The organism is Clostridium sp. NkU-1 (assembly GCA_001312405.1).
The window spans coordinates 108,260-129,932 of record BBDR01000014.1; the positions used below are offsets into that span (position 1 = coordinate 108,260).

27 protein-coding genes and 2 pseudogenes are annotated in these 21,673 nt (G+C 47.7%); 28 read left to right on the forward strand and 1 reads right to left on the reverse strand.

What is annotated here, in order from left to right:
• The first annotated feature begins 4 nt into the window (after nucleotides 1-4).
• The 12 genes and pseudogenes from JCM10519_RS18760 to mtnA all read left to right on the forward strand — a co-directional run bounded on the left by JCM10519_RS18760 (nucleotide 5) and on the right by mtnA (nucleotide 11,460).
• Nucleotides 5-1,027: a lyase family protein gene (locus tag JCM10519_RS18760; RefSeq protein WP_347844732.1), complete on the forward strand. Its 1,023-nt coding sequence runs from the start codon at nucleotides 5-7 to the stop codon at nucleotides 1,025-1,027.
• Nucleotides 1,028-1,114: 87 nt separating this feature from the next.
• Nucleotides 1,115-1,408 carry a hypothetical protein gene (locus JCM10519_RS31785; RefSeq protein WP_347844733.1) on the forward strand — a complete coding sequence of 98 codons (294 nt, stop codon included), beginning with the start codon at nucleotides 1,115-1,117 and terminating at the stop codon, nucleotides 1,406-1,408.
• A gap of 83 nt (nucleotides 1,409-1,491) precedes the next feature.
• Nucleotides 1,492-2,814, forward strand: a complete 1,323-nt coding sequence (locus JCM10519_RS18765) for a 6-phospho-alpha-glucosidase (protein WP_054741073.1) — start codon at nucleotides 1,492-1,494, stop codon at nucleotides 2,812-2,814.
• A 7-nt stretch (nucleotides 2,815-2,821) separates the two neighbouring features.
• On the forward strand, nucleotides 2,822-3,259 hold the full coding sequence (locus tag JCM10519_RS31790) for an amidohydrolase family protein (protein WP_347844734.1): 438 nt from the start codon (nucleotides 2,822-2,824) through the stop codon (nucleotides 3,257-3,259).
• A 4-nt stretch (nucleotides 3,260-3,263) separates the two neighbouring features.
• The gene (locus JCM10519_RS31795; RefSeq protein WP_347844753.1) at nucleotides 3,264-4,025 is read left to right on the forward strand and encodes an amidohydrolase family protein; all 762 of its coding nucleotides are present in this window, start codon (nucleotides 3,264-3,266) and stop codon (nucleotides 4,023-4,025) included.
• Nucleotides 4,006-4,752 (forward strand): HAD-IIB family hydrolase, encoded by a 747-nt coding sequence (locus tag JCM10519_RS18775; protein ID WP_054741075.1) that lies wholly within the window; start codon nucleotides 4,006-4,008, stop codon nucleotides 4,750-4,752. Before JCM10519_RS31795 ends, JCM10519_RS18775 begins: the two co-directional genes overlap by 20 nt.
• A gap of 481 nt (nucleotides 4,753-5,233) precedes the next feature.
• A complete protein-coding gene (locus tag JCM10519_RS18785) occupies nucleotides 5,234-6,415 on the forward strand; it encodes a sugar ABC transporter substrate-binding protein (protein WP_347844735.1) in 1,182 nt (393 codons plus the stop codon).
• Between the two features lie 98 nt (nucleotides 6,416-6,513).
• Entirely contained in the window at nucleotides 6,514-8,025 is a 1,512-nt protein-coding gene (locus JCM10519_RS18790) for an ATP-binding cassette domain-containing protein (protein ID WP_054741081.1), read from the forward strand.
• Between the two features lies 1 nt (nucleotide 8,026).
• Nucleotides 8,027-8,587, forward strand: coding sequence for a hypothetical protein (locus tag JCM10519_RS31800; protein WP_347844736.1), 561 nt, complete (start codon nucleotides 8,027-8,029; stop codon nucleotides 8,585-8,587).
• On the forward strand, nucleotides 8,584-9,045 hold the full coding sequence (locus tag JCM10519_RS31805) for an ABC transporter permease (protein WP_347844737.1): 462 nt from the start codon (nucleotides 8,584-8,586) through the stop codon (nucleotides 9,043-9,045). Before JCM10519_RS31800 ends, JCM10519_RS31805 begins: the two co-directional genes overlap by 4 nt.
• A gap of 39 nt (nucleotides 9,046-9,084) precedes the next feature.
• Nucleotides 9,085-10,392, forward strand: a complete 1,308-nt coding sequence (gene mtnK / locus JCM10519_RS18800) for an S-methyl-5-thioribose kinase (protein ID WP_347844738.1) — start codon at nucleotides 9,085-9,087, stop codon at nucleotides 10,390-10,392.
• Nucleotides 10,355-11,460 (forward strand): annotated as a pseudogene (gene mtnA / locus JCM10519_RS18805) (S-methyl-5-thioribose-1-phosphate isomerase). Before mtnK ends, mtnA begins: the two are co-directional and overlap by 38 nt.
• 66 nt (nucleotides 11,461-11,526) lie before the next feature.
• Here the strand turns inward: mtnA and JCM10519_RS18810 are convergent.
• Nucleotides 11,527-12,294 (reverse strand): DeoR family transcriptional regulator, encoded by a 768-nt coding sequence (locus JCM10519_RS18810; protein WP_054741083.1) that lies wholly within the window; start codon nucleotides 12,292-12,294, stop codon nucleotides 11,527-11,529.
• Between the two features lie 271 nt (nucleotides 12,295-12,565).
• On the opposite strand from JCM10519_RS18810, the gene JCM10519_RS18815 reads away from it, so the two are divergent.
• From JCM10519_RS18815 to JCM10519_RS18885, 16 genes and pseudogenes are all read left to right on the forward strand, one after another.
• Nucleotides 12,566-13,525 carry an aldolase gene (locus JCM10519_RS18815; RefSeq protein WP_054741085.1) on the forward strand — a complete coding sequence of 320 codons (960 nt, stop codon included), beginning with the start codon at nucleotides 12,566-12,568 and terminating at the stop codon, nucleotides 13,523-13,525.
• Nucleotides 13,526-13,535: 10 nt separating this feature from the next.
• Entirely contained in the window at nucleotides 13,536-15,053 is a 1,518-nt protein-coding gene (locus tag JCM10519_RS18820) for an aldehyde dehydrogenase family protein (protein ID WP_347844739.1), read from the forward strand.
• Complete coding sequence (locus tag JCM10519_RS18825; RefSeq protein ID WP_347844740.1) at nucleotides 15,023-15,310, forward strand: BMC domain-containing protein; 288 nt, start codon at nucleotides 15,023-15,025, stop codon at nucleotides 15,308-15,310. Before JCM10519_RS18820 ends, JCM10519_RS18825 begins: the two co-directional genes overlap by 31 nt.
• Nucleotides 15,311-15,316: 6 nt before the next feature.
• Nucleotides 15,317-15,595 carry a BMC domain-containing protein gene (locus tag JCM10519_RS18830; protein WP_038281638.1) on the forward strand — a complete coding sequence of 93 codons (279 nt, stop codon included), beginning with the start codon at nucleotides 15,317-15,319 and terminating at the stop codon, nucleotides 15,593-15,595.
• A 21-nt stretch (nucleotides 15,596-15,616) separates the two neighbouring features.
• Nucleotides 15,617-15,976 carry a BMC domain-containing protein gene (locus tag JCM10519_RS18835; protein WP_054741112.1) on the forward strand — a complete coding sequence of 120 codons (360 nt, stop codon included), beginning with the start codon at nucleotides 15,617-15,619 and terminating at the stop codon, nucleotides 15,974-15,976.
• Nucleotides 15,977-16,276 carry a BMC domain-containing protein gene (locus JCM10519_RS18840; RefSeq protein WP_054741090.1) on the forward strand — a complete coding sequence of 100 codons (300 nt, stop codon included), beginning with the start codon at nucleotides 15,977-15,979 and terminating at the stop codon, nucleotides 16,274-16,276.
• A gap of 36 nt (nucleotides 16,277-16,312) precedes the next feature.
• Nucleotides 16,313-16,968, forward strand: a pseudogene (locus JCM10519_RS18845) (phosphate propanoyltransferase).
• Nucleotides 16,965-17,225, forward strand: a complete 261-nt coding sequence (locus JCM10519_RS18850) for a EutN/CcmL family microcompartment protein (RefSeq protein WP_054741092.1) — start codon at nucleotides 16,965-16,967, stop codon at nucleotides 17,223-17,225. The pseudogene JCM10519_RS18845 and the gene JCM10519_RS18850 overlap by 4 nt, the downstream one beginning before the upstream one ends.
• 29 nt (nucleotides 17,226-17,254) lie before the next feature.
• Complete coding sequence (locus JCM10519_RS18855; RefSeq protein ID WP_054741094.1) at nucleotides 17,255-17,722, forward strand: extracellular solute-binding protein; 468 nt, start codon at nucleotides 17,255-17,257, stop codon at nucleotides 17,720-17,722.
• Nucleotides 17,719-17,979, forward strand: coding sequence for a hypothetical protein (locus JCM10519_RS18860; RefSeq protein ID WP_054741095.1), 261 nt, complete (start codon nucleotides 17,719-17,721; stop codon nucleotides 17,977-17,979). Before JCM10519_RS18855 ends, JCM10519_RS18860 begins: the two co-directional genes overlap by 4 nt.
• Nucleotides 17,939-18,289: a hypothetical protein gene (locus tag JCM10519_RS18865; protein WP_347844741.1), complete on the forward strand. Its 351-nt coding sequence runs from the start codon at nucleotides 17,939-17,941 to the stop codon at nucleotides 18,287-18,289. The genes JCM10519_RS18860 and JCM10519_RS18865 overlap by 41 nt, the downstream gene beginning before the upstream one ends.
• A gap of 113 nt (nucleotides 18,290-18,402) precedes the next feature.
• Entirely contained in the window at nucleotides 18,403-19,737 is a 1,335-nt protein-coding gene (locus tag JCM10519_RS18870) for a CoA-disulfide reductase (RefSeq protein ID WP_054741099.1), read from the forward strand.
• Between the two features lie 18 nt (nucleotides 19,738-19,755).
• On the forward strand, nucleotides 19,756-20,142 hold the full coding sequence (locus tag JCM10519_RS31810) for a CoA transferase (protein ID WP_347844742.1): 387 nt from the start codon (nucleotides 19,756-19,758) through the stop codon (nucleotides 20,140-20,142).
• Nucleotides 20,139-20,480, forward strand: a complete 342-nt coding sequence (locus JCM10519_RS31815; RefSeq protein ID WP_347844743.1) for a CoA-transferase — start codon at nucleotides 20,139-20,141, stop codon at nucleotides 20,478-20,480. The genes JCM10519_RS31810 and JCM10519_RS31815 overlap by 4 nt, the downstream gene beginning before the upstream one ends.
• A gap of 111 nt (nucleotides 20,481-20,591) precedes the next feature.
• Nucleotides 20,592-21,317, forward strand: coding sequence for a CoA-transferase (locus JCM10519_RS18880; RefSeq protein WP_347844744.1), 726 nt, complete (start codon nucleotides 20,592-20,594; stop codon nucleotides 21,315-21,317).
• 75 nt (nucleotides 21,318-21,392) lie between these two features.
• The coding region (locus JCM10519_RS18885; protein WP_347844754.1) for an iron-containing alcohol dehydrogenase at nucleotides 21,393-21,673 on the forward strand (281 nt) is incomplete at its 3' end.

Sequence of the window (21,673 nt, forward strand, 5' to 3'; positions counted from 1 at the left end):
TACGATGAGAGCTTTCTATGATTCTAAAAGTAGACTGGATGACAGAGGGATTAAAAGGCTGTTAAGTGAAAAATCCAAATATGAGACGTGGCTGAAGGTGGAGGCTGCCCTGGCTCTTTCCCAGGCAGAGGAAGGCTTTATCCCAATGGAAGCTGCCAGAGATATTGGTGCGGTTCGCTTTGAGGACCTGGATCTTGATGAAATGGAACGAATCAAGGCAAAGGTAGGCCATGGGTTCGTCCCCTTTGTAAAGGTGCTGGTGAAGGCCTGCAGTGAAGAGGGAGGAAAATATGTCCACTACGGGGTAACGACCCAGAATATCCAGCAGACTTCCCAGCTTTATATCGCAAAGCAGGTAAATTCTGTTTTCAAAAGCTTTCTTGCAGATATCCTGGAAAACTTAGGCAGGCTGGCCCATGACCATGCAGATACGGTTATGGCCGGGAGAACCCATGGCAGGCATGCCATACCCATCACCTATGGCTATAAGGTATCTGTCTGGATCAGCGAGCTGATGAACACTTTGGAACGGTTGGAGGAAAGCGAGAAGCGGGTGTTTGTGGCAATGATGGGGGGAGCCGCAGGAGGCTTTCATACCACAGGTCTTGCAGGCCGCAGGATCCAGAAACGGGTTGCCTGTAAGTTGGGCATGGGATCCATGGAGGTGCCCAGCCGGAACATGAGCCAGATGAAGCTGGAGTATCTGATGAACCTGTCTCTTCTATGTAATACATTTCACAAAATGGCGGAAGAGGTTTATTATACCGGTGTTGAAGAATTTTCAGAGGTCAGCGAATCCTTTACTCCCGGAACCATCGGCAGCTCCACCATGCCCCAGAAGATCAATCCCAAGCTGGCCAAGGGGATTATCGCCAATTCCCAGAAGCTTTACTCCCTTCCCTCAGTGGGTCTTTATTCTGCTGTGCGGATGTTTGAAGGAGACAGCAGCTCCTATATGCTGTTTGAAGGCATTATGGAGGAAGGGCTCCAGCTGACTACCGAGGTGCTTATCAGGCTGAAGAGCTGAGCCGTACCTTAAGGATCAATAAAGAGCAGATGCTTAAAAATGTAAATTTAAATCAGGGACTTGATAACAGCGAGCTGGTAATGATGAATGCGGCAGAAAAAATCGGCAAGGACAGCTCATGCACTGATGTATGAGAAAGCCATGAAGGCAGAACTGGAGGGAAAGGATTATTATCAGGTGCTGACAGAGGATGAAATACTTGCTTCCATGTTTACGGCAGATGAATTAAAATCCATGATCGACCCTGCAAACTATACAGGACTTTGCAGCGTACTTGCAGAGGAAATGGCGCTGAAGGCGATGGAAGGAGCAAAAAGGCTGAAAGAAAGACCGGAGTCAGAAAAGAAAAACGGCATTACAGAAACTGCGGCTGGCGAATAAAGGAGCAGTATTTATTCAAACAAGGGGATGCAGCGGTGTTTTGCGGCATTCCCTTTTATAATTAAGAATGCAAGGAGAGTAACATGAGAAAACAACATGTGATTACAATTTCCGGAGCCGGGAGCGCCCGCGTTCCTGCGCTTGTGGGTACCCTGGTCAATTATAAGGAACGTTTTCCCCTTTCAAAAATTATCTTTTTTGATATAGATAAAGAGCGTATGGGATTAATGGAGGCTTATGACCGCCTGGTATTAAAATCCTATTACCCGGAATGCCAGGTGGTATTTACTACGGATGAAGATGAAGCATACAGGGGTGTTGATTTTATCTTCTGCCAGATGCGGGTGGGAAAGACAGAGATGCGTTCCTTGGATGAAAAGATTCCCCTGCGCTATGGACTGGTGGGACAGGAGACCTGCGGCCCTGGCGGATTTGCTTATGGGATGCGTTCCCTGGGCGCTATGAAGCAGATGGTGGAAAAGGTCCGTTCCTATTCTAAGGATACCTGGATTTTAAACTATACCAATCCTGCCGCCATCGTGGCATTGGGACTTGATAAGCTGTTCCCTGATGATAAGCGTATTTTAAACCTGTGCGACCAGCCTTTTTCCCTGATGAAGAGCTACTCCAAAATTCTTGGAGTTCCCCAGGAAAATCTTCGCGCACGCTACTTTGGACTGAATCATTTTGGGTGGTTTACGGAGCTTAAGGACACGCAGGGAAATGACTACTTTGATACTTTGCGTTTATATTTAAAAAACCATGACTTCAAGCCCTTTAATGCGGAGCAGCGTTCAAAATCATGGCTGGATACCTATGTAAGGGTGAACAAATACATGAGATTAATGGATGAATACATCCCTACCACCTATATGCAGTATTATATGTTTCCGGATGAAATCGTGGCGGAAAGCGACCCGGATTACACCCGTGCCGATGAATCCCGGGATTCCAGGGAAAAGGAAGTATTTGAATTATGCGCCAGGGCTGTTGGGAAAGACCATATGGATGGGCTTGAGATGCTTACCAACAGCGTGTTTGGAAGCCTGATGGTGGAGGTTGCGGAATCCATTGCCTATGACTTAAACAATGAATTTATTGTGATGGTGAAAAACCAGGGCATCATTGATAATTTTGAACCGGAGGCAATTGTAGAGGTGGCGGGAACCATTGGAAGGGAAGGGGCAAAAGGCTATCCATTTGGTACCATAAAGCCTTATTACAAGGGACTGATGGAAGGGCAGTATGCCTATGAACTGCTGACTGTGGAATCATTTTTAGAAAAAGACTATACAAAGGCATTAATGGCGCTGACCCTGAACCGGACGGTAGTGGATCCTTCCAAGGCGAAAGCGGTGTTAGATGACCTGATGGCTGCAAATAAAGATTATTGGACGTTAAGGTAGGTGGATTATGGTACTTTATTCAAAACATATAATTCTTGAAAACCAGGAATTTGACGGATTTTTAGAAATGGAGCATGGGAAAATAAAGGCGCTGCATAAGGATTATAAAGGGCAATATGAGGACTTTTCCGATTTTGTCATCCTGCCTGGATTTATTGATATCCATATTCACGGCTGGGCTACCGGCTCTTTCTGGTTTGAGAAAAGTGCCGGCGCATTAAAAGAAATGTGCCGCACCCTTCCCTACGCAGGAGTTACTTCCTATTTGGCCACCTCGGGAGCGGATACCATTCCGGAGATCAAGCGCTGCATCAACGCTGCCGACGATGCCTGTGAGGCGGATTACCCGGGGTCCGAGATGCTGGGAGTTCATTTAGAGGGACCTTTTATCAACCCTCTTTACCGGGGCATGCAGCGAGGAGTGCTGCATTCTGCCAAGTCTTAAGGTGATGGAGGATATTTATAACAGCTTCCGGAACAAAGAGCTTTGCCGGTATATGACCATTGCAGTGGAACAGGAGGGAGCAAGGGAGGTGCTGGAATTCTGCAGAGAGCATGGAATACAGACCTCTGTCGGTCACAGCGGGGCCACCTTTTCCCAGATCAAAGAGATAAAGGATGCCGGTGTCGGCGGTTTTACCCACACCTTCAGCGGAATGAGGGGATTTCATCACCGGGAGCCGGGAGTGGCGGGAGCTGCCCTGTATTTTGACGATATGATGTGTGAATTTGCCAAGCAGACAGGTATGACCGTGTCACATGAGGCTTTTGACATCGCTTACCGGATCAAAGGCAGTGAACGCATCATCATGACCACGGATTGCAGCGGCCTTGCCCAGACCCAGACGGAATTTGACCATTATGTGAGGAAAATGAAATTTGTAAAAGAGGGAGACAGGGTACGGATCGCCCATTATGACGGCAGGGAGGAATGGATGGACCCTAAGAATTACCAGGCGGTCAGGGAAATCGAGCTAAGCTACATAGGCTCCATTCAGAACATGGCCAGACATACTTCTGTGGATTGGTTTGATATCATGAGGATGACCAGCTTAAATCCTGCCCGTTATATCCATGCAGACCACAGGAAAGGCAGCATAGCGCCCGGAAAGGATGCAGACCTTACGGTAGTGGATTCGGATTTAAATCTGGTCAGCGTATTTTGCCGCGGAAAGGAGATACGGGAAAGGGATGAAATGTGCTGTAAGTGACTTTGACAGGACTCTGTATATAGACGGCTGCATCAGCCTTGAAAACTTAAATGCAATTGGCAATTGGCAGGCGGCCGGAAACCGGTTTGTCATTGCCACAGGACGCAATGAATCTTCTGTCCGCGTGTTTTTGGAGAAGTATTCGATAAAACCTGACGCCCTTATACTTAACAACGGCGCCCTTCTCTTAGACGGAGCAGGAAAGGAATTATATTGCAGGACCATAGACGATCACACGGCCATGGAGGTACTTTGGTATCTTCATGGTCTTGGCGATGAAGGAAGCGGCGTATCCATGCGCAGCGGAAAGGTGAATGTGCTCTCAGGTTCCGGCGCCACTACCCAAAAGCCATGTGACGGGCAGCTTTCCATAGATCAGATCCATTGCCTTAAGGAAATCGTCCAGATTCACAGGCGCAGGCAGGATGTGCAGTGGATCCGAAAATTGTGTGCCCGGCTGAATGACCGCTTTCCCTTAATATCCGCTTATGCAAATGTGTGGAATGGGGATATTGTGGCAAAGGGCGTAAATAAGTCGGCTGCTGTGGATTGGATCTCCAAGTATTGGGGCGGATTTGATGAAATCAGGGTAATTGGCGACAGCTTCAATGACCTGGAAATGATAAAGGACTATGGAGGTGCAGCGATGCGGAGCGGGGATCTTAAAGTCCGGGAGGCGGCCGCAATGATTGTAGAAGATGTGGCGGAATATTTATCAATGCAATAAGACAGCCGGTGTGGCTGCTGGTATTTTTCTGAAGGTTTTCATAAAGAATGATGAAAGGGGAAACGGTACCCTGCTGGTTAGGAACAGTTTTTTACTGGATCCGGCTTGCAGGCTGCCGTTTCCCTTTTCCTTGCAATTAGCTGTGAAAGAATCATGTGTGGTAAAAAAAACAACGAATACATCACTTTAAACATAAGTAAAACATGGATTTATTTGATTGCAAATGATTCTTATTAAGTTAATGCTATTTTTGATGGAAAAAGATGGAAGGATATATATAATAGTGAAAATAACGACTGAAACAGGACATAAAACAACACAAATAACAATCGAATACAATATAAAACAAAATAAATAAATAAAAACAAATAAAAATATTGCAAAACCGGATACAATATGCTACAATTTCTACAGGAAGGACAGGTTGGGTGTGTCCGGAATAGAAAACTATATTTTATATTTTTTTAAGGAGGTTTACTTTATGAAAAAGAAGTTAGCAATGGTGCTTGCAGCGGCAGCGGCAATGGTAATGTCAATGACCGCATGCGGCAGCAGCGGCACAGCCGCAACAACAGCTGCTCCGGCAACCACAGAAGCAAAGACGGAAGCTGCGGGGACTGATCAGACGACTGCAGCGGAGAAGGTAGAAAACGCCCAGGCAACAGGCTCTTTGGAAGGAAAGAAGATTGCCGTTGTGCGGAACCTGGCAGCAGGAGATCATACCCAGCAGTTTTTAGACGGCTGTGTATCCGAGGGGAAGAAGTTTGGCTGGACCGTAGACACCTTTGTAACGGACGGCGATGATGCAAAGGCTCAGGAGACTGTAGCTCAGGTCATTGCAAAGGATTATCAGGGAATTATCCTATCTCATGGACAGCTTTCTTATTCTTACGATATGTTAAAACCTGCCAGAGACAAAGGCATGGAGGTTGTCACCTTTGATACCATGCCATTTAAGGGCGGCGATGCAAGCGGCGAGCTTTTAGAAGGAGTAACTTCTACCGCTCAGAACGATCAGGCCCTTGCTGAACTTTCTCTTGGCTACATGATGAAAGAATTTGAAGCAAAAGGCGGAAAATACCCGATGAAAGTTTTAAAGACCTTCATGGGCCCTGGAATCCCGCCGCTTGACAGACGTAACGAAATCTATACCAAGCTGGAAGCAGAAGGCAAGATCCAGACTCTGGAAGTGATTGCACCATCTGATTCAGCCAATGCCCGCGGCGATATGACTAACAAGACAGCGGCTATTCTTCCAAAGTATCCGGAAGGTTCCGTAGATGCCATCTGGGGCTGCTACGATGAGCTGGCTAAGGGTGTATTACAGGCATTAAACGATGCAGGACGTACCGATATCCCGATGTACACCATTGACGTGTCCAATGATGACATTCAGTTGATGGTAAAGAATCCTGATGTTTGGAAATCCACTGCAGCCGTTGATCCCAAACTGATCGGGATTGTAGATGCCCGTCTTCTGGCCCTGAAATTTATGGGAGAAGAGACACCGGATTACTTTAACTTAAATGCATGCAACATCGAAACAACCCAGCTCACAGATCAGACCACCATGAATGATTTAGGAACATCATTGATGGATGGGGCGATGCCGAAGATCCTAAGGGCGCTTTATATACTGATGCAATCAAGAACAAATATGTAAATTAAGAAACGTTCTTCGGGCACACCATTATGCCCGGAAAACATGGGAAAGAGCAAGGAAACGCTCTGTATTCATTACATAATTAAGGAAGAGATGCCATGACCGAAGTAAAACTTGAAATGAAAGATATATCCATCGAATTTCCTGGAGTAAAGGCTTTGGATGGAGTTGATTTTGGTCTGAAAAGTGGTACGATTCATGCGCTTGTGGGTGCTAATGGCGCAGGTAAGTCCACCTTGATGAAAGTGCTTGCCGGTGTCAATACGCATTACACAGGACAAATTTACGTTGGAGGGGAACCGGTGGAAATCCGGTGCCCCAAAGACGCAAAAAATCTTGGGATAGAAATCGTATTTCAGGAAGTTGACACCGCGTTGATCCCCTATCTGTCCGTGGCTGAGAATGTAATGTTCAACACGCTGGTCAATAAAATGGGGCGAAAACAAATCGTGCACTGGAAAGAGATCAGGCAGGCAGCAGAAACGGTATTAAAGAAATTAAATGTGGATGTGGATATTAACAAACAGGTATCAGGACTTACGCTGGCACAAAAGCAGATGGTTCTCATAGCCAGATGCGTGGCGGAAAAGTGCCGGTTCCTTATTTTAGATGAGCCAACGGCCCCTCTTTCCAATTCCGAGACACTGGAATTGTTCCGGGTGGTGCGTGAACTGGCAAAAGAGAATGTGGGAGTCGTGTTTATTTCCCACCGCTTAAGTGAGCTTTATGAGATTTGTGAAACGATTACCATTATGAGAGACGGCAAGCTGGTAACTGAACTGCCGCTTTCTAGGGAACTGGAAGTAAATACTCTTGTCGAATATATGTTAGGCCGTAGCTATGAGGATAATTACATCAAGAAAAAGTGCGAGATCGGCGGGCCGTTGCTTGAGATAGAAAACCTTTCTGAAAGGGAAGGGAAAGTAAAAAATATCAACATGACCGTTTGCAAAGGGGAAATTATCGGTGTGGCAGGATTAGTGGGCGCAGGCAAGACAGAGCTTTGCAAGACCCTGTTTTCCGCTTACCAGCAGGCAGGCGGCATCATGAAGCTGAACGGAAACGTGATCAAGGCAAAAGGTCCTACCCAGGCTGTTAAAAATGGGCTTGCACTGGTTCCGGAGGAACGGAGAAAAGAAGGCGTCCTGATTTCGGACCCGGTTGTCTCCAATATCTCTGTGGCAGCCATGGAAAAATATACGAACCGGCTTTCTGTGGTAAACAAGAAGCGGGAAAAAGAGGACGCCAAAAGTATGATAAGCGGCCTTGGAATCAAGACGCCATCCGAGAACCAGATCGTTGCCCTGTTGTCCGGCGGAAACCAGCAGAAGGTGGTCGTTGGAAAATGGCTGAACAAGGATTCAGAGGTTTATATTTTCGACGAGCCGACCAAGGGAATCGACGTGGGGGCCAAGCAGGATATGTATGAGTTAATCGAAGGCTTGGCAGCCAGGGGAAAAGGCATCATTTATGCCACCTGCGAATTCCAGGAAATATTAAGTATCTGCGACCGCATTTATGTGATGTATGACGGAGAGATCATTAAAGAATTAAACGCAGCGGATACCAACGAAAAAGAACTGCTTTACTATTCGACAGGAGGTAAATGATATGTCTGGGGCAGAGAAGGTAAAAAAGAAAAGGAACATTGGGGATTTTGTGACAAAATGGGGTACCATCGCAACAATGCTCATCATGTTCATCCTGTTCACATTTGGAAACTGGAGTAAGGATACGGGATCGAGCATGTTTCTGACCCAGTCTAATATGATCACGATCCTTCGTGCAGTATCCATTACTACCATTATTGCAATTGGTCTTACGTTTGCCCTGGCGGTAAACGGCATGGATCTTTCCATTGGAGCTACGGCCCAGTTTGCTAATGTTTTTGTTATGACGTGTTTTGTATGGCACAACATCAATATAGGTGTTTCCATCATTCTTACGGTGGTCATTTGCTTAAGCGTTGCGGTGATCAACAGCATTTTGATCGTTAAATTCAAGATACCCGATATGGTTGCGGCACTTTCCGTAATGTTTATGTATCAGGGAGTTTCCATGACTTATTCAAAGGGCGGCGCCATCACAGAGCGCATGACCCGTGCCGATGGGACCCAGGCTCCCGGTCTTGTTCCAGAAGCCTTCCGGGCCCTTGGAAAGGAGCATGGTTGATCATCATCATGATCTGTGTGGTGCTGTTCGCATACTTTTTCTTAAATTATACCAAACACGGCAGATACATGTATGCGGTGGGCGGAAATCCTGAGGCAGCCCAGCTTTCCGGAATTCCGGTGGCAAAGTATAAGATCCTTGCATACTTTCTGTCAGCCACCTTTGCGGCAATCGGCGGAATCTGTCTGGCTGCCCGTGTGGGAACGGCGCAGATTTCAGCAGGTGATGCGTACCTGATGCCATCCGTATGTGCGGCTTATATCGGGTTTTCTGTATTGGGCGCAGGAAAAGCCAATGCATTCGGCACCTTTGCGGGAGCAGTGCTTGTGGGTATGCTGGAAAACGGTCTTATCATGATGTCCGTGCCTTATTATGCCATGAACATCATAAAGGGTGCAGTCCTTGCCATTGCGCTTGCCATGACCTATGCAAGCGGCAAGACTAAAAATGTAAACTAAAAACAGAGACGTTATATTGATCAGGGGAAGGTGACAGGAATGTCTAAATACGACAGTTATTTTTTGATGAAAGCGGAAGAGGTACCGGATTATGTTCAGGAGAAGCTCTCTTATTTTGATAAGGATGCCAGTCTGGAATGCAGGGAAATCGGAGACGGAAACTTAAACTACGTGTTCCGTGTAAAGGATCCTGCAAGCGGGAAATCCATTATCGTAAAGCAGGCAGGAGAAGCGCTTCGCATTTCAGCAGAAATGCATGTTTCCACCGACCGGGGAAGAATTGAAGCAAAGATCCTGGGAATTCAGGATTCCTTTGCACCGGGGCTGGTTCCAAAGGTTTATCTGTATGACGGAACCATGTGTGCCATGGCAATGGAGGATATGACTGGCCATACCATGATGCGTACCGGTCTGTTAAAGCATGAGACCTATCCTGAATTTGCAGACCATGTGACTACTTTTATGGTAAATTCCCTTCTGCGCACAACGGATGTTGTCATGGGACACAAGGAGAAGAAGGAGCTGGTTAAAAGCTTTATCAATCCGGACTTATGCGAGATTTCAGAGGATCTGGTATACAGCGAGCCCTTTATTGATTACAACCACAGGAACAATGTATTTCCTCCCAATGAGGATTTTGTGAAAAAGGAACTGTATGAGGATCAGGCCCTGCATCTGGAGGCTGCCAAACTGAAATTTGAGTTTATGAACAATGCCCAATCCTTAATTCACGGGGATTTACATACTGGCTCTGTGTTTATCAACAAGGAGCATACCTATATCTTTGACCCGGAATTCGCCTTCTTTGGGCCTATGGGCTATGATATCGGCAATGTCATTGCAAACATGTTTTTTGCGTGGTGCAACGGTGACGCTACCATAGAGGATGAAAAGGAAAAAGAAGAGTTTTGCGGCTGGTGCTTAAACACCATCTCTGATATCGTGGATCTGTTCGTTGAAAAATATAATAAGGTATTTGACGAGTATGTGACGGAAACCATGGCAAAGGTTCCGGGATTCAAAGAATGGTATCTGGAAGGAATCCTTTCCGACACTGCCGGAGTGGCAGGACTTGAATCCATCCGCCGGACCGTGGGAATGGCCAATGTTATTGATATTACCACCATTCCTGATGAGAAAAAAACGGGCGAGAGCCGAAAAGATCGTCATTACTCTGGCAAAGAATTATATCATGAACCGCCGCAGTTTCCGCTGCGGAGCGGATTACATAAACGCGATAAAAGAAGCAGTAAGCAAATTTTGAGGCCGGCAACAGGATTGAAAGCCGGTAAAAAAGAAAGGGATAACAATGAGCGAAGAAACAAAAAAATCCATCATGGACTATGATACCGTGGCACTTGACGAGGAGAACAATGCCTGGTGATCATAGACCAGACACAGCTTCCGTATCATACGGAAATTCTTTCCCTGACAAAACAGGAGGATATCTGGAATGCAATCTATCTTCTCCAGGTAAGAGGGGCGCCTGCCATCGGAGTGGCGGCAGCCATCGGCATCTATCTGGCCGCAAGAGAGATCAAGGCAGATGGTTATGATGATTTTTATGCAGAATTTCAAAAAGCAAAGGACTATCTTGATTCCGCACGTCCCACTGCTGTCAATTTATCATGGGCGCTGAAGCGGATGGAACAGGTGGTTTTGAAAAACAAAGAGAAGTCTGTTCCTGAAATCGTAGAGTTTCTCCATAAAGAGGCAATAGAGATCCGGGAAGAGGATATCTGGGTTTGCAAAATGATTGGAGAATACGGCCTTTCTCTCGTAAAGCCGGGTGACGGCCTTTTAACCCACTGCAATGCCGGGCAGCTGGCAACGGTGAAATACGGAACCGCTACGGCTCCTATGTACCTTGGACACGAAAAAGGCTATGGCTTCCGCATCTTTTCCGATGAGACCAGACCCCTTCTTCAGGGGGCCAGACTGACTTCCTTCGAATTAAAGGAATCAGGTCTTGATGTCACTGTGATCTGCGACAATATGTCGGCCACAGTCATGAGAAATGGCTGGGTGGATGCCGTATTTGTAGGCTGTGACCGGGTGGCGGCCAATGGGGATACCGCAAACAAGATCGGTACATCCATGGTTGCTCTGGCAGCCAAACGCTATGGTGTGCCCATGTATATCTGCGCGCCCACATCCACCATTGATATGAACACCCCTACCGGCAAGGAGATCCACATTGAGGAGCGTCCGGCAGAGGAAGTGGTGGAAATGTGGTATAAAAAGCGGATGGCACCGAAAGGCGTAAAGGTATTTAATCCCGCATTCGATGTGACGGACAATGATCTGATCGCAGGAATCGTGACAGAGTATGGGATTGCCAAAGCGCCTTATACAGAATCATTAAAAGAAATATTCAGGAAAAAGGAAGAGGCCCTGAAAGCGAAAGAAATGTAAGTTTTTTGGCATAAGAAAAAGAGGATGTCTCAAAGGTACTGGGACATCCTCTTGCCGAAATCAGGCTCAGCTTTCCGCTGCTTCATAAAGTTCTACATTATTTTTGAAAAGGTATTCTCTCCACTGGCCGTTCATCTGTTTGTCAGTGACCAGTCCTGTGATGGTTTCAAAACCGGATATCCGGATAAATGAGGTCTTATCAAATTTGGAATGGTCTGCAATGAGATAAACGTGATTGCTCCTGGTCATCAGCATCTGGCGTATGGCGGCAATGGCTTCATTGGAATCGGTGATTCCGTGTTCCATGGAAACGCTCCGGCAGGACATAAAGGTTTTATCCAGGTAAAAGGATTCCAGATTCTTAAGGGCCGTATTGCCTACAAAAGCTTTGTCCCTGGGAGTATAGGAGCCTCCGATGGAAATGAGGCGGATATCCTCTTTGTCATACAGTTCATTGATGATCAGCAGGGAATTTGTTACCACGGTAAGGCGCATTCCCTGTAAGGTCTTTGCCAGCTGAAGGGCCGTGGTAGAAGCATCCAGGAAAATAGAGTCCCCGTTGTGAATGATTGACAGGCACTTTTTCGCGATGGCCTGCTTGCTTTCCATATATGCGGTTTCCCGGATCGTTAAATCTACGTTATTCTCAACCCCGTCTTGTATGAATGCACCGCCATATGTTCTGGTCAGGAACCCGTCATCCTCCAATTGCTTTAAGTCCCTCCGGATGGTTTCCTCGGTCACGGAGAAGATTTTGGAAAGTTCGGTCACCGTAACGCTTTTCTTTTCTAAAATAATATCTTTGATCTTGGCTTTCCTCGTTACTGCTAACATAGGCATGTTCCTTTCTTTGTGACAACAGATGTTTGTTTGAAATAAAATGCAATATAAAACCATAAGAATCAGGTGGCATATAAGTATATTGTATAATTATTTTGATTAAATGTAAAGGAAAAATGGACAAAATAGAAATAAAAGAGTAAAATCAGAAATAAAACAACATGAAACATTGACAATAAAACACAAAAGTGGTAAAAATACAGTATAAAAGATTAGAGTTCGGACAGAAAGAACATGTAGTTGTTTGGACTTTGGAGGTAAAGATATGATGACAGTTCAAGGCGTAAAGTACATGTCTGATTTTGAAGCCAAAAAGGCGATTTTGGACATCGGCAGGCGCATGTACAACAAAGGCTTTGTGGCCTCGAATGATGGAAACATCAGTTGTAAGGTAGGGCCGAACACCATCTGGACGACGCCGACCGGGGTATCAAAGGGATTTATGACACAGGATATGCTGGTGAAAATGGATTTAAACGGAAAGGTGCTGATGGGAAGATATAAGCCCTCCTCAGAAGTAAAAATGCATTTAAGGGTTTATAAGGAAAATCCGGATGTGCAGGCAGTTACCCATGCCCACCCGCTGGTTGCAACCAGCTTTGCCATTGCCGGGATCAGTCTGGATGCTGCGATCCTTACGGAAGCGGTGCTGGGGCTTGGATCCATCCCGGTTGCAAAATACGCAACACCGGGCACGGATGAAGTTCCTGATTCCATCGCGCCCTTTGTAAACACCCACAATGGCGTGCTTCTTGCAAACCATGGGGCCCTGACTTGGGGAAAAGACATTTACCAGGCATTTTTCAGGCTGGAATCCATTGAGTATTATGCCACCATATTGATGTATACAGGCAATATCATCGGACGCCAGAATGTGCTTTCCTGCGATCAGGTAAATAAGCTGCTGGATATCCGGCATAAGCTTGGCATCACAGCAGGCGGGATTCCGCCATGCTCCGCAGAAGAGACGAACATGAAGGATGTGGTTTCGGCATCAGATGTCCGGCCGGCAGGGCAGAACGTTCCAGGGCCTGCATTAAAAGGGGTAACTTCCATTGTAAGGCCGGGAGAGGGGCTGCCGGACTCTGGCTGCGGCTGTACCGGTGTGACACAGAAGGCGCCGTCCTCAGAGAAACAAAAGCCTGTGCAGGCGGAAGCATTAGGTAAGGCAAAGGAGGAAATCATAGCCGAAGTAGTGAGAAGAGTGACAGAGCAGCTATGCTAGGAGGCAGATCATGGAAATTGGGGCGAAAGAGATAGAACTTATTGTAAGGGAAGTGCTTGCAGGCATAGAAAGCAGGGGCGTAAAGCCTTCCTATTTTCCCGCTCAAAGTGAAAACGGGGTATTTGAGCGGGTGGAGGATGCCATTGCGGCGGCCCACGCGGCCCAGCGTCAATGGGCAGAGAATTACAGGGTCGGGGACAGGCGGAGAATCATTGAGGCCATACGGCTGACGGCAAAAAGCCATGCAGAAACCCTGGCAAAAATGGTTTGGGAAGAAACCGGAATGGGGCGTTTTGAGGATAAGATCCAGAAGCATATGGCTGTGATTGAAAAAACTCCGGGTGTGGAATGCCTGACCACGGACGCCATTTCAGGTGACGAAGGGCTGATGATAGAAGAGTATGCTCCCTTTGGAGTGATCGGAGCCATCACGCCCTCCACCAACCCAACGGAAACTATAATAAACAATACCATCAGCATGATAGCCGGAGGAAATTCCGTTGTGTTTAACGTCCATCCGGGAGCGAAAAGATGCTGTGCCCACTGCCTGAAGCTTCTTCATCAGGCCATTGTGGAAAATGGAGGTCCGGCAAATTTAATCACCATGCAGAAAGAGCCTGACATGGAGGCGGTGAGCAAGATGACGGCTGATCCCAGAATCCGCCTTATGGTCGGTACAGGAGGCATGCCAATGGTAAATGCCCTGCTTCGTTCCGGAAAGAAGACCATCGGGGCAGGTGCAGGAAACCCGCCGGTCATTGTAGACGATACAGCGGACATAAGTCTTGCTGCAAAAGAGATTTACCGTGGTGCTTCCTTTGATAACAACATTCTGTGTCTGGCGGAAAAGGAAGTCTTTGTCATGGAAAGGGCTGCGGATGAACTGGTGAATAAGCTGGTAACGGAAGGCGCTTACCTGCTTAGTTCCATGGAGTTAAATGAAATCTTAAAGTTTGCCATGGTTGAAAAAAACGGAAGCTATGAAGTGAATAAAAAGTGGGTTGGAAAGGATGCAGCCCGGTTTTTGGAAGAGATCGGGGTTTCCGGCCATAAGGATGTCCGCCTGCTCATCTGTGAGACAGACAGAAGCCATCCCTTTGTCATGGTAGAGCAGCTGATGCCCATACTTCCCATCGTGCGGTTAAGGACCTTTGAGGAATGTGTGGAGTGTGCAGTGGCAGCAGAGTCAGGCAACAGGCATACGGCATCCATGTTTTCCAGAAATGTTGAGAACATGACCAAATTCGGAAAAGTGATTGAAACCACCATTTTTACGAAGAACGGTTCGACTAAAAGGGGTGGGGATCGGCGGAGAGGGCCATACGACCATGACCATTGCAGGCCCCACCGGAGAGGGGCTTACCTGCGCGAGAAGCTTTACCAGAAGACGCAGATGCATGCTGGCAGAAGGAGGCCTGCGGATCATCTAGAGAAGGGAAGGTACATATGGCAATCGGCTTTTTGGAGTGTGCAGGATACGGGGCAGTTCTTTATGCCATGGATAAGGCCTGTAAGGCGGCAGATGTGAGGATTATCGGTATCGACACCATCAATCCCAAAGATACGGCCGCGTTCATTCCCCTTACGGTCCAGGTGAAATTTGAAGGCGGAATTGATGACGTGAAAGAGGCCTGTGAGGCGGCAGAACGGGCAGCCCTTAAATTTAACAGTCCGAATGAGGTTCTGACAGAGATCATTGAAAACCCATACGAGGGAACAAAGGCGCTGTCTCATATAACAAAGGTATCTTTCGGGGAAGAAAACATTATAAATTTCAGGAGGTAGCAAGATATGGCATCCACATCAATTGGTTTAGTTGAAACAAGGGGGCTGACTGCATCCATCGAAGCAGCAGATGCAATGTTAAAGGCGGCAGACGTTGAACTTGTGGGAACCGAGAAAATCGGTTCCGGTCTGGTAACCGTCATTGTAACCGGAGAGGTAGGCGCGGTAAAGGCAGCTACCGAGGCAGGAGAGGCGGCGGCTTCCAGAATTGGAGAGCTGGTAGCAGTCCATGTGATTCCCAGGCCGCATCAGGATATTGACAAAATTTTGCCAAGGATCAAATAGGCAGCAGCAAAGGTGGGCGTCATGAAAACAAACCGAAACGCCATAGGGGTTTTAGAAATTAATTATTATGCCAATACCGTAGTGGTGGTGGACCAGGCATTAAAGGCGGCTGAAGTGGAAATCGTAAGCTGCCATAAAAGGCTGGGAGGAAGGATGTGCCACACCGTATTAGCGGGCGAGACCTCGGCGGTTCGTGCAGCCGTGGAGGCGGCCAGAGAGGCCGGACGGATCGTGGGAGACGACAACGTTAAGGTGTCCGTATCCATCGAAAACCCTCATCCAGAGGTAATAAAGCTTTTAAATATGATAGACAGGCATGAAAAGGAAAAGGATTGTGTAAAGCCAGAGGAAGAAGAGCACAAGATTAAGGAGGAAAAGTAAATGGCAGAGACAGCAGTAAAAAGGGGAATGTTGGCATTAGGGATGATTGAGACAAGAGGCCTTACCGCATCAATTGAGGCAGCAGATGCCATGTTAAAGGCAGCAGACGTTGAAATGGTGGGAACCGAGAAAATCGGCTCCGGTCTGGTATCGGTCATGGTTCAGGGAGATGTGGGAGCTGTCAAGGCAGCAGTGGAAGCAGGAGAGGAAGCAGCCTCCAGAGTGGGAGAGGTAGTAGCAGTTCATGTAATTCCAAGACCCCATAATTCCATAGGCGGAATCCTTCCATTCCTTAAATAAAAAGAACAGGAAAGTGCTTAAGGGCGGAGGCTTACAATGGAAAACAGGGAAGAACTGATTCAGAAGGTAACCGCACTGGTCCTGGATAACTGGAAGAGGCTGAGCACACAGCCTTACCAGGTTCCCGTAGGAATCTCGGCAAGGCATGTGCATCTGTCAAAGGAACATGTGGAAGTACTTTTTGGAGCCGGCTACCGGCTGACTCCCATGAAGGCTTTAAGCCAGCCGGGGCAGTTTGCCTGTGAGGAACAGGTTGCTGTCTCCGGCCCGGCAGGAACCTTGCCAGGGTACGGATTCTTGGACCGGAGAGAAAACAAAGCCAGGTGGAAATGGCCTCCGGTGACTTAAGGATACTGGGAATACAGCCACAGGTAAGATCATCAGGAGATTTAAAGGGAACTCCCGGGGTAATGCTGAAAGGACCAAAGGGAGAGGTCCTGCTGACAGAGGGAGTTATCATTGCGGACCGGCATATCCATATGACGCCGGAAGATGCGAAATGGTTCGGGGTATCGGATCAGGACCGGGTAAGCGTTGCGGTCGATGGGCCAAAGGGCGGTGTGCTCGGCCATGTACTGATTCGTGTTACCCGTGACAGCAGGCTGGATTTCCATGTGGATACGGACGATGCCAATGCATTCCAGTTGAAGCAGGGACAGTGGGTAACCATTAGAAAGGAAGAGACCAGGTGATATTAGGAACAATAATGGGAACTGTGGTTTCCACGAGAAAATGCAGGAACTTAGTTGGGTTCAAGCTTCTTTTGGTAGAGCCTTATTATGGGGATAAGAACAATATTTTTGTGGCTGCCGATACCATTGGTGCAGGAATTGGGGAACTGGTACTTGTAACCACTGACAATACCACTCAGTATGCCCTGGACCGTTCGGCACCGGTTGATGCCTACATCGTGGGCATCGTAGATGGGCCGCCGCAGCCGGGAAAGTAAGGTTAAAAGTAATAGAAGAGGTAGAGCTTATGGAACAGGAAACGCTTAAGGTTTTGGCAGTGGCAGATCCGGCGGTGGAAGGGTATCTGGATAAAGAACTGGGGATTTTAGACGGATATGAAGGAAAGGTGGATTTTCATATGGTGCCCTGGGCGGATTACTATCCGATGATGATGAAAGCATTTGCCGGGGAAGCGGATTATGACATTGTCATGGTTGCAGGCCATTTATGGCTTCGTGACTTTATAGAAAAAGGATACCTTTTGGAAATTGAGCTTGAGGAGGAAGACATCCTTCCGGTAATTGCAGAAGAAATGAAGTACAAGGGAAAAGCATATTTGTCTCCCTCCTTCTGTGACGGACATATGATCCTTTACCGTAAAAGCCTGCTTTATCAGGTGCTGGGTAAGGAACCTGGAAGCGTCATCTCTCCCCAGGAATACATAGAAACGGCAAAAGCTTACAAGGCAGCCTGCGGGGAACAGGCAGTGGCATGAAGGCTGATAAGTCCGAGATATTTACCGATGCCCTTCCTTTTCTCCGCATGTACGGGGGAGACGCTTATGACTCCGATGGATCTGCGGTCTGCGGAAAGGAAGAGGCAGTAAAAGGGCTTCAGTCCTATATAGAACTGAGATCCTGTGCAGTTGATGGTACGGAACGCTTCGGCAACGGGGAAATTGCAGAGGCTGTCCGGCAAAAAAAGAGCAGCAATGGCGGTTACCTGGAGCGGCCAGATGGGAGAAGTCTTTAAGGAAGGCTGTCTGGAACCAGAAGACCTGGGATTTTCCACGTTTTCCACGGCCTGGAACGTGACTTGGTCCTTTGGGATCTGTTCAAGCTGTAAGAAAAAGGAAGCTGCAGAGGAATTCCTTAAATACCTTCGTTCGCCTGGGGTAGATCAGAAGGTGGGAAAAAAGAGTGGTGCTCCTGTAAGAAGAGGAAGCTATCTGGAAGGGGGAAGTGACTGCCCCTGGTTTCCAGTACAGCAAAAAAATGATGGAACTTGCAAGGCCTCTTCCCGATCTGTCAAAGGCTGGGGAGAAAAACGGAGTCCTTTATGAGAAAATCTTTGAGGCATTTTCAGGAAAAAAAGACAGCAGAAGAAGCCATGAAGGAAGCCGGGAAAATGATAAATGGCATGACCCAGCTGTAACGATATGATCAGGGAGAAAACATGAAGATTATTATAATTGGAGGAGTAGCGGCAGGAATGAGCGCCGCTTCCAAGATCCGCAGGACCGATCCGGACGCTGAAGTAACGGTCTATGAAAAGGGAGGGTTTCTCTCTTATGGAGCCTGCGGACTTCCCTACTATGTGGGAGACTATAACGATGATTACCGCAAAATGATCGCCCGCACACGGGAGGCCTTTACAAAGATGGGCATAGAAACCTTCCTCCGCCATGAGGTACGATCCGTTGACGTGGAAAAGAAAGAGGTTCTTGTAAAGAATCTTGAAAACGGCCGGGAATTTACGGATTCTTACGATAAATTAATGATAGCTGTGGGGGCATCGGCTGTGGTTCCTCCCTTTCCGGGCAAGGAGCTTATGGGAGTCCATGTACTGAAGTCCATGGAAGACGGGATCTTTTTAAAAGAATTCGCAAAAATGCCGGAAATCCGAAACATCGTCATCGTTGGAGGGGGATATATCGGGGTGGAATGTGCGGAAGCATTTTTGAGCCTTGGAAAGAATGTCCGCATGCTTGAGGCGGCTTCCAGAATTCTTATGCCCTTTGATGAGGAAATCGCTGCCCTGGCCCATGAAGAGCTGGTAAAGTCAGGGGTCCTGCTTCACACCGGAGAAAAGGTGGAAGGGTTTTATGGAGACGGTCTTTATGTGAAGAGTGTAAAAACAGATAAGGAAACCTATGAGGCAGATTTAGTGATCGTTGCTGTGGGTGTCCGTCCCTGTACGGAATTTTTGAAAAACACGGGAATTGCCATGGGGAAGAACGGTGCTCTCATGGTGGACCGGGAAATGAGAACTTCTGTTCCGGATGTGTATGCAGCGGGAGACTGTATTCTTGTCCATCATGAAGTTTTAGAGGAAGACAGCTTTTTGGCACTAGGAACGGTTGCAAACAAATGCGGAAGGATCGCAGGTGCCAATATGGCAGGAGGCCATGAACAGTTTATAGGCGCTCTTGGGTCTGCAGCCATCAAGGTGTGCGGGCTGGAGCTTGGACGTACGGGTATGGGAGAAGGAGATGCCATACGTCTTTCAAAGGATTATAAGACGTTGGTTATCCAGGCAAATGACCATCCGGCATACTATCCTGATCCAACGCCCATTACCATTAAGCTGATTTATGAAAAAGGAACAAAAAGGCTGCTTGGCGCACAGACCTGCGGACAAAAGGGAGCTGTTTTGCGGGCAGATGTGTTTGCTGTGGCAATTCATTGCAGGATGACAACGGCAGAGCTCGGAATGACGGATCTCATTTATGCACCTCCCTTTTCCGGTGTATGGGATGCCATCCAGATTGCCTGCAATGCAGCGAAATAAGGCAGTGCAGGATAGAAAGTGAGGTCAGACCATGAGCAAAATAATGACTTTGCAGGAGGCGGCAGCCGGATTCATGACGGGGATATCCTTGGTCTTGGGGGCAATGTGCTCCATCGGGCGCCCATGGCAATGGTACGGGAACTGGTGAGACAGAAAAAAAGGGACTTAAAGCTGGTAAAGACTGCAGGAGCCATGGATGTGGACATGCTTTGCTTCGGAGGCTGCGTTTCCAGCGTGGATGCCGGCTTTATCAGCTATGAAAGTGAATATTCCCTTGCCGGACATTACCGCAGGGCTGTTGAAAGCGGAGCTGTGAAAGGAAATGAACATGCCTGTTATACGGTGATCTCCGCGCTCAGGGCCGCCAGCTGCGGAGTGGGCTTCATGCCTGTAAAAGGCTTGTGATCAGCGACCTGATCGATGCCAATGATTATTTTATACGGATCGAGGATCCGTTTACAAAGGAACCGGTGACAGTGGTAAAGGCCATAAGGCCGGATGTTGCTGTCATCCATGTGCAGGAGGCGGATGAAGAGGGTAATGCCAGGATCACAGGACCCTTATTTGAGGATGTTCTGTTTTCCAGGGCAGCGAAAAGGGTCTTCCTGACGGCAGAGAACATCGTCCATGGATCTGCGTTTACTGGCAGCTCAAAAAAAGGCGGATATTCCCCATTTTCTGGTGGAAGCAGTTGTCAGGGTACCGAAAGGGGCGGCTCCCTGTTCCTGTCCGGGATCTTATGATATTGACGGAAAGAATTTAAAGGAATTTAAAAAGCTGAAGGATTTGGACGGCCTGGATGCCTATTTAAAGGCATTTGAAAAGTCCGACTACAAAGGATAAGGGGGCATGGCATGATGGAAGAAAAATACAGAGTCTGCGATATTATGGTCTGCGCTATGGCACGCCTCATACCTGATGGCAGCAAGGTGTTTCACGGAGTGTCCTCCCATATGCCCATGATTGCGCTGCTGCTGGCAAAAGCGCTTCATGCGCCGGGGGCTGTGCATCTTAATATTCCGGGCGGAACAGACCCGGATCCGGTGCGGCTTAAAAAGTATACCAGCGCAGGCCCGGAGCTTTTGGAACGTGCCACAGCCTATTTTCCTTTAATGGAAGTATTTGACCTGGCCATGAGAGGAGAGCTGGATCTTGCATTTTTAAGCGGAATCCAGTTTGATTTCCATGGCAATGTCAACGCGTCAGTTATTGGAGATTATAAAAAACCAAAGGTGAGGATGCCGGGAGGAGCGGGCAGTGCCGTTCTCATTCCAACGGCAAAAAGGGCGATTCTTTGGAGGACAAAGCATGACAAGCGCACCTTTGTGAACCAGGTGGATTTTGTAACTACCAGGGGAAATGTGGAACGGATCATCACCCCTTTGTGCATCTTTAAAATGGAAAACGGGGAAATGGTCCTGGAAACCATCCACCCAGCTTCCAGTTTAGAAGAAGTCCAGGAAAATACCGGGTTTCCCATAAAATACTCCCATATCGCCTATACGCCCCTTCCCACAAAGGAAGAGCTGAGCGCGCTGAAACGGATCGATCCGGGAGATTTCAGAAATATAGAATTCTAAGGAGGCCATTTATGGCACTTGAGAGGATCAATGCAGTAGGAACCAGCTTTTTTTGGCCGCGGATCCATCGGACTGCTGCCGGATGAGTTTAAGAAACGGGGGTTTAAACGGGGACTCATTGTTACGGACCCCTTCCTGTATAAAAATGGCACCGGAGACAAAGTGGGAGCCTGTCTTTTAAAAGCAGGGGTGGAATATGCCATTTATTACCTGGTTGAGCCAAATCCCACCACCATGGTCGTGAATGACTGCCTGGAGGCTGCCAAGGCTTTGCAAGTGGATCTTTTGGTGGCTGTGGGCGGAGGCTCTGCCATAGACACGGCAAAGGCAGTCAGCATTGTGATGGCAAACGGGGG

Coding starts and splice junctions, on each gene's coding strand:
- JCM10519_RS31795 (WP_347844753.1), top strand. CDS start 3,264: ATGGAGGATATTTATAACAGCTTCCGGAACAAAGAGCTTTGCCGGTAT.
- JCM10519_RS31790 (WP_347844734.1), top strand. CDS start 2,822: ATGGTACTTTATTCAAAACATATAATTCTTGAAAACCAGGAATTTGAC.
- JCM10519_RS31785 (WP_347844733.1), top strand. CDS start 1,115: ATGCGGCAGAAAAAATCGGCAAGGACAGCTCATGCACTGATGTATGAG.
- JCM10519_RS18825 (WP_347844740.1), top strand. CDS start 15,023: ATGGATAAGGCCTGTAAGGCGGCAGATGTGAGGATTATCGGTATCGAC.
- JCM10519_RS18785 (WP_347844735.1), top strand. CDS start 5,234: ATGAAAAAGAAGTTAGCAATGGTGCTTGCAGCGGCAGCGGCAATGGTA.
- JCM10519_RS18865 (WP_347844741.1), top strand. CDS start 17,939: ATGGCGGTTACCTGGAGCGGCCAGATGGGAGAAGTCTTTAAGGAAGGC.
- JCM10519_RS18860 (WP_054741095.1), top strand. CDS start 17,719: ATGAAGGCTGATAAGTCCGAGATATTTACCGATGCCCTTCCTTTTCTC.
- JCM10519_RS18840 (WP_054741090.1), top strand. CDS start 15,977: ATGGCAGAGACAGCAGTAAAAAGGGGAATGTTGGCATTAGGGATGATT.
- JCM10519_RS18820 (WP_347844739.1), top strand. CDS start 13,536: ATGGAAATTGGGGCGAAAGAGATAGAACTTATTGTAAGGGAAGTGCTT.
- mtnK (WP_347844738.1), top strand. CDS start 9,085: ATGTCTAAATACGACAGTTATTTTTTGATGAAAGCGGAAGAGGTACCG.
- JCM10519_RS18835 (WP_054741112.1), top strand. CDS start 15,617: ATGAAAACAAACCGAAACGCCATAGGGGTTTTAGAAATTAATTATTAT.
- JCM10519_RS18830 (WP_038281638.1), top strand. CDS start 15,317: ATGGCATCCACATCAATTGGTTTAGTTGAAACAAGGGGGCTGACTGCA.
- JCM10519_RS18775 (WP_054741075.1), top strand. CDS start 4,006: ATGAAATGTGCTGTAAGTGACTTTGACAGGACTCTGTATATAGACGGC.
- JCM10519_RS18790 (WP_054741081.1), top strand. CDS start 6,514: ATGACCGAAGTAAAACTTGAAATGAAAGATATATCCATCGAATTTCCT.
- JCM10519_RS18870 (WP_054741099.1), top strand. CDS start 18,403: ATGAAGATTATTATAATTGGAGGAGTAGCGGCAGGAATGAGCGCCGCT.
- JCM10519_RS18880 (WP_347844744.1), top strand. CDS start 20,592: ATGATGGAAGAAAAATACAGAGTCTGCGATATTATGGTCTGCGCTATG.
- JCM10519_RS18765 (WP_054741073.1), top strand. CDS start 1,492: ATGAGAAAACAACATGTGATTACAATTTCCGGAGCCGGGAGCGCCCGC.
- JCM10519_RS18815 (WP_054741085.1), top strand. CDS start 12,566: ATGATGACAGTTCAAGGCGTAAAGTACATGTCTGATTTTGAAGCCAAA.
- JCM10519_RS18855 (WP_054741094.1), top strand. CDS start 17,255: ATGGAACAGGAAACGCTTAAGGTTTTGGCAGTGGCAGATCCGGCGGTG.
- JCM10519_RS31800 (WP_347844736.1), top strand. CDS start 8,027: ATGTCTGGGGCAGAGAAGGTAAAAAAGAAAAGGAACATTGGGGATTTT.
- JCM10519_RS18760 (WP_347844732.1), top strand. CDS start 5: ATGAGAGCTTTCTATGATTCTAAAAGTAGACTGGATGACAGAGGGATT.
- JCM10519_RS18810 (WP_054741083.1), bottom strand. CDS start 12,294: ATGTTAGCAGTAACGAGGAAAGCCAAGATCAAAGATATTATTTTAGAA.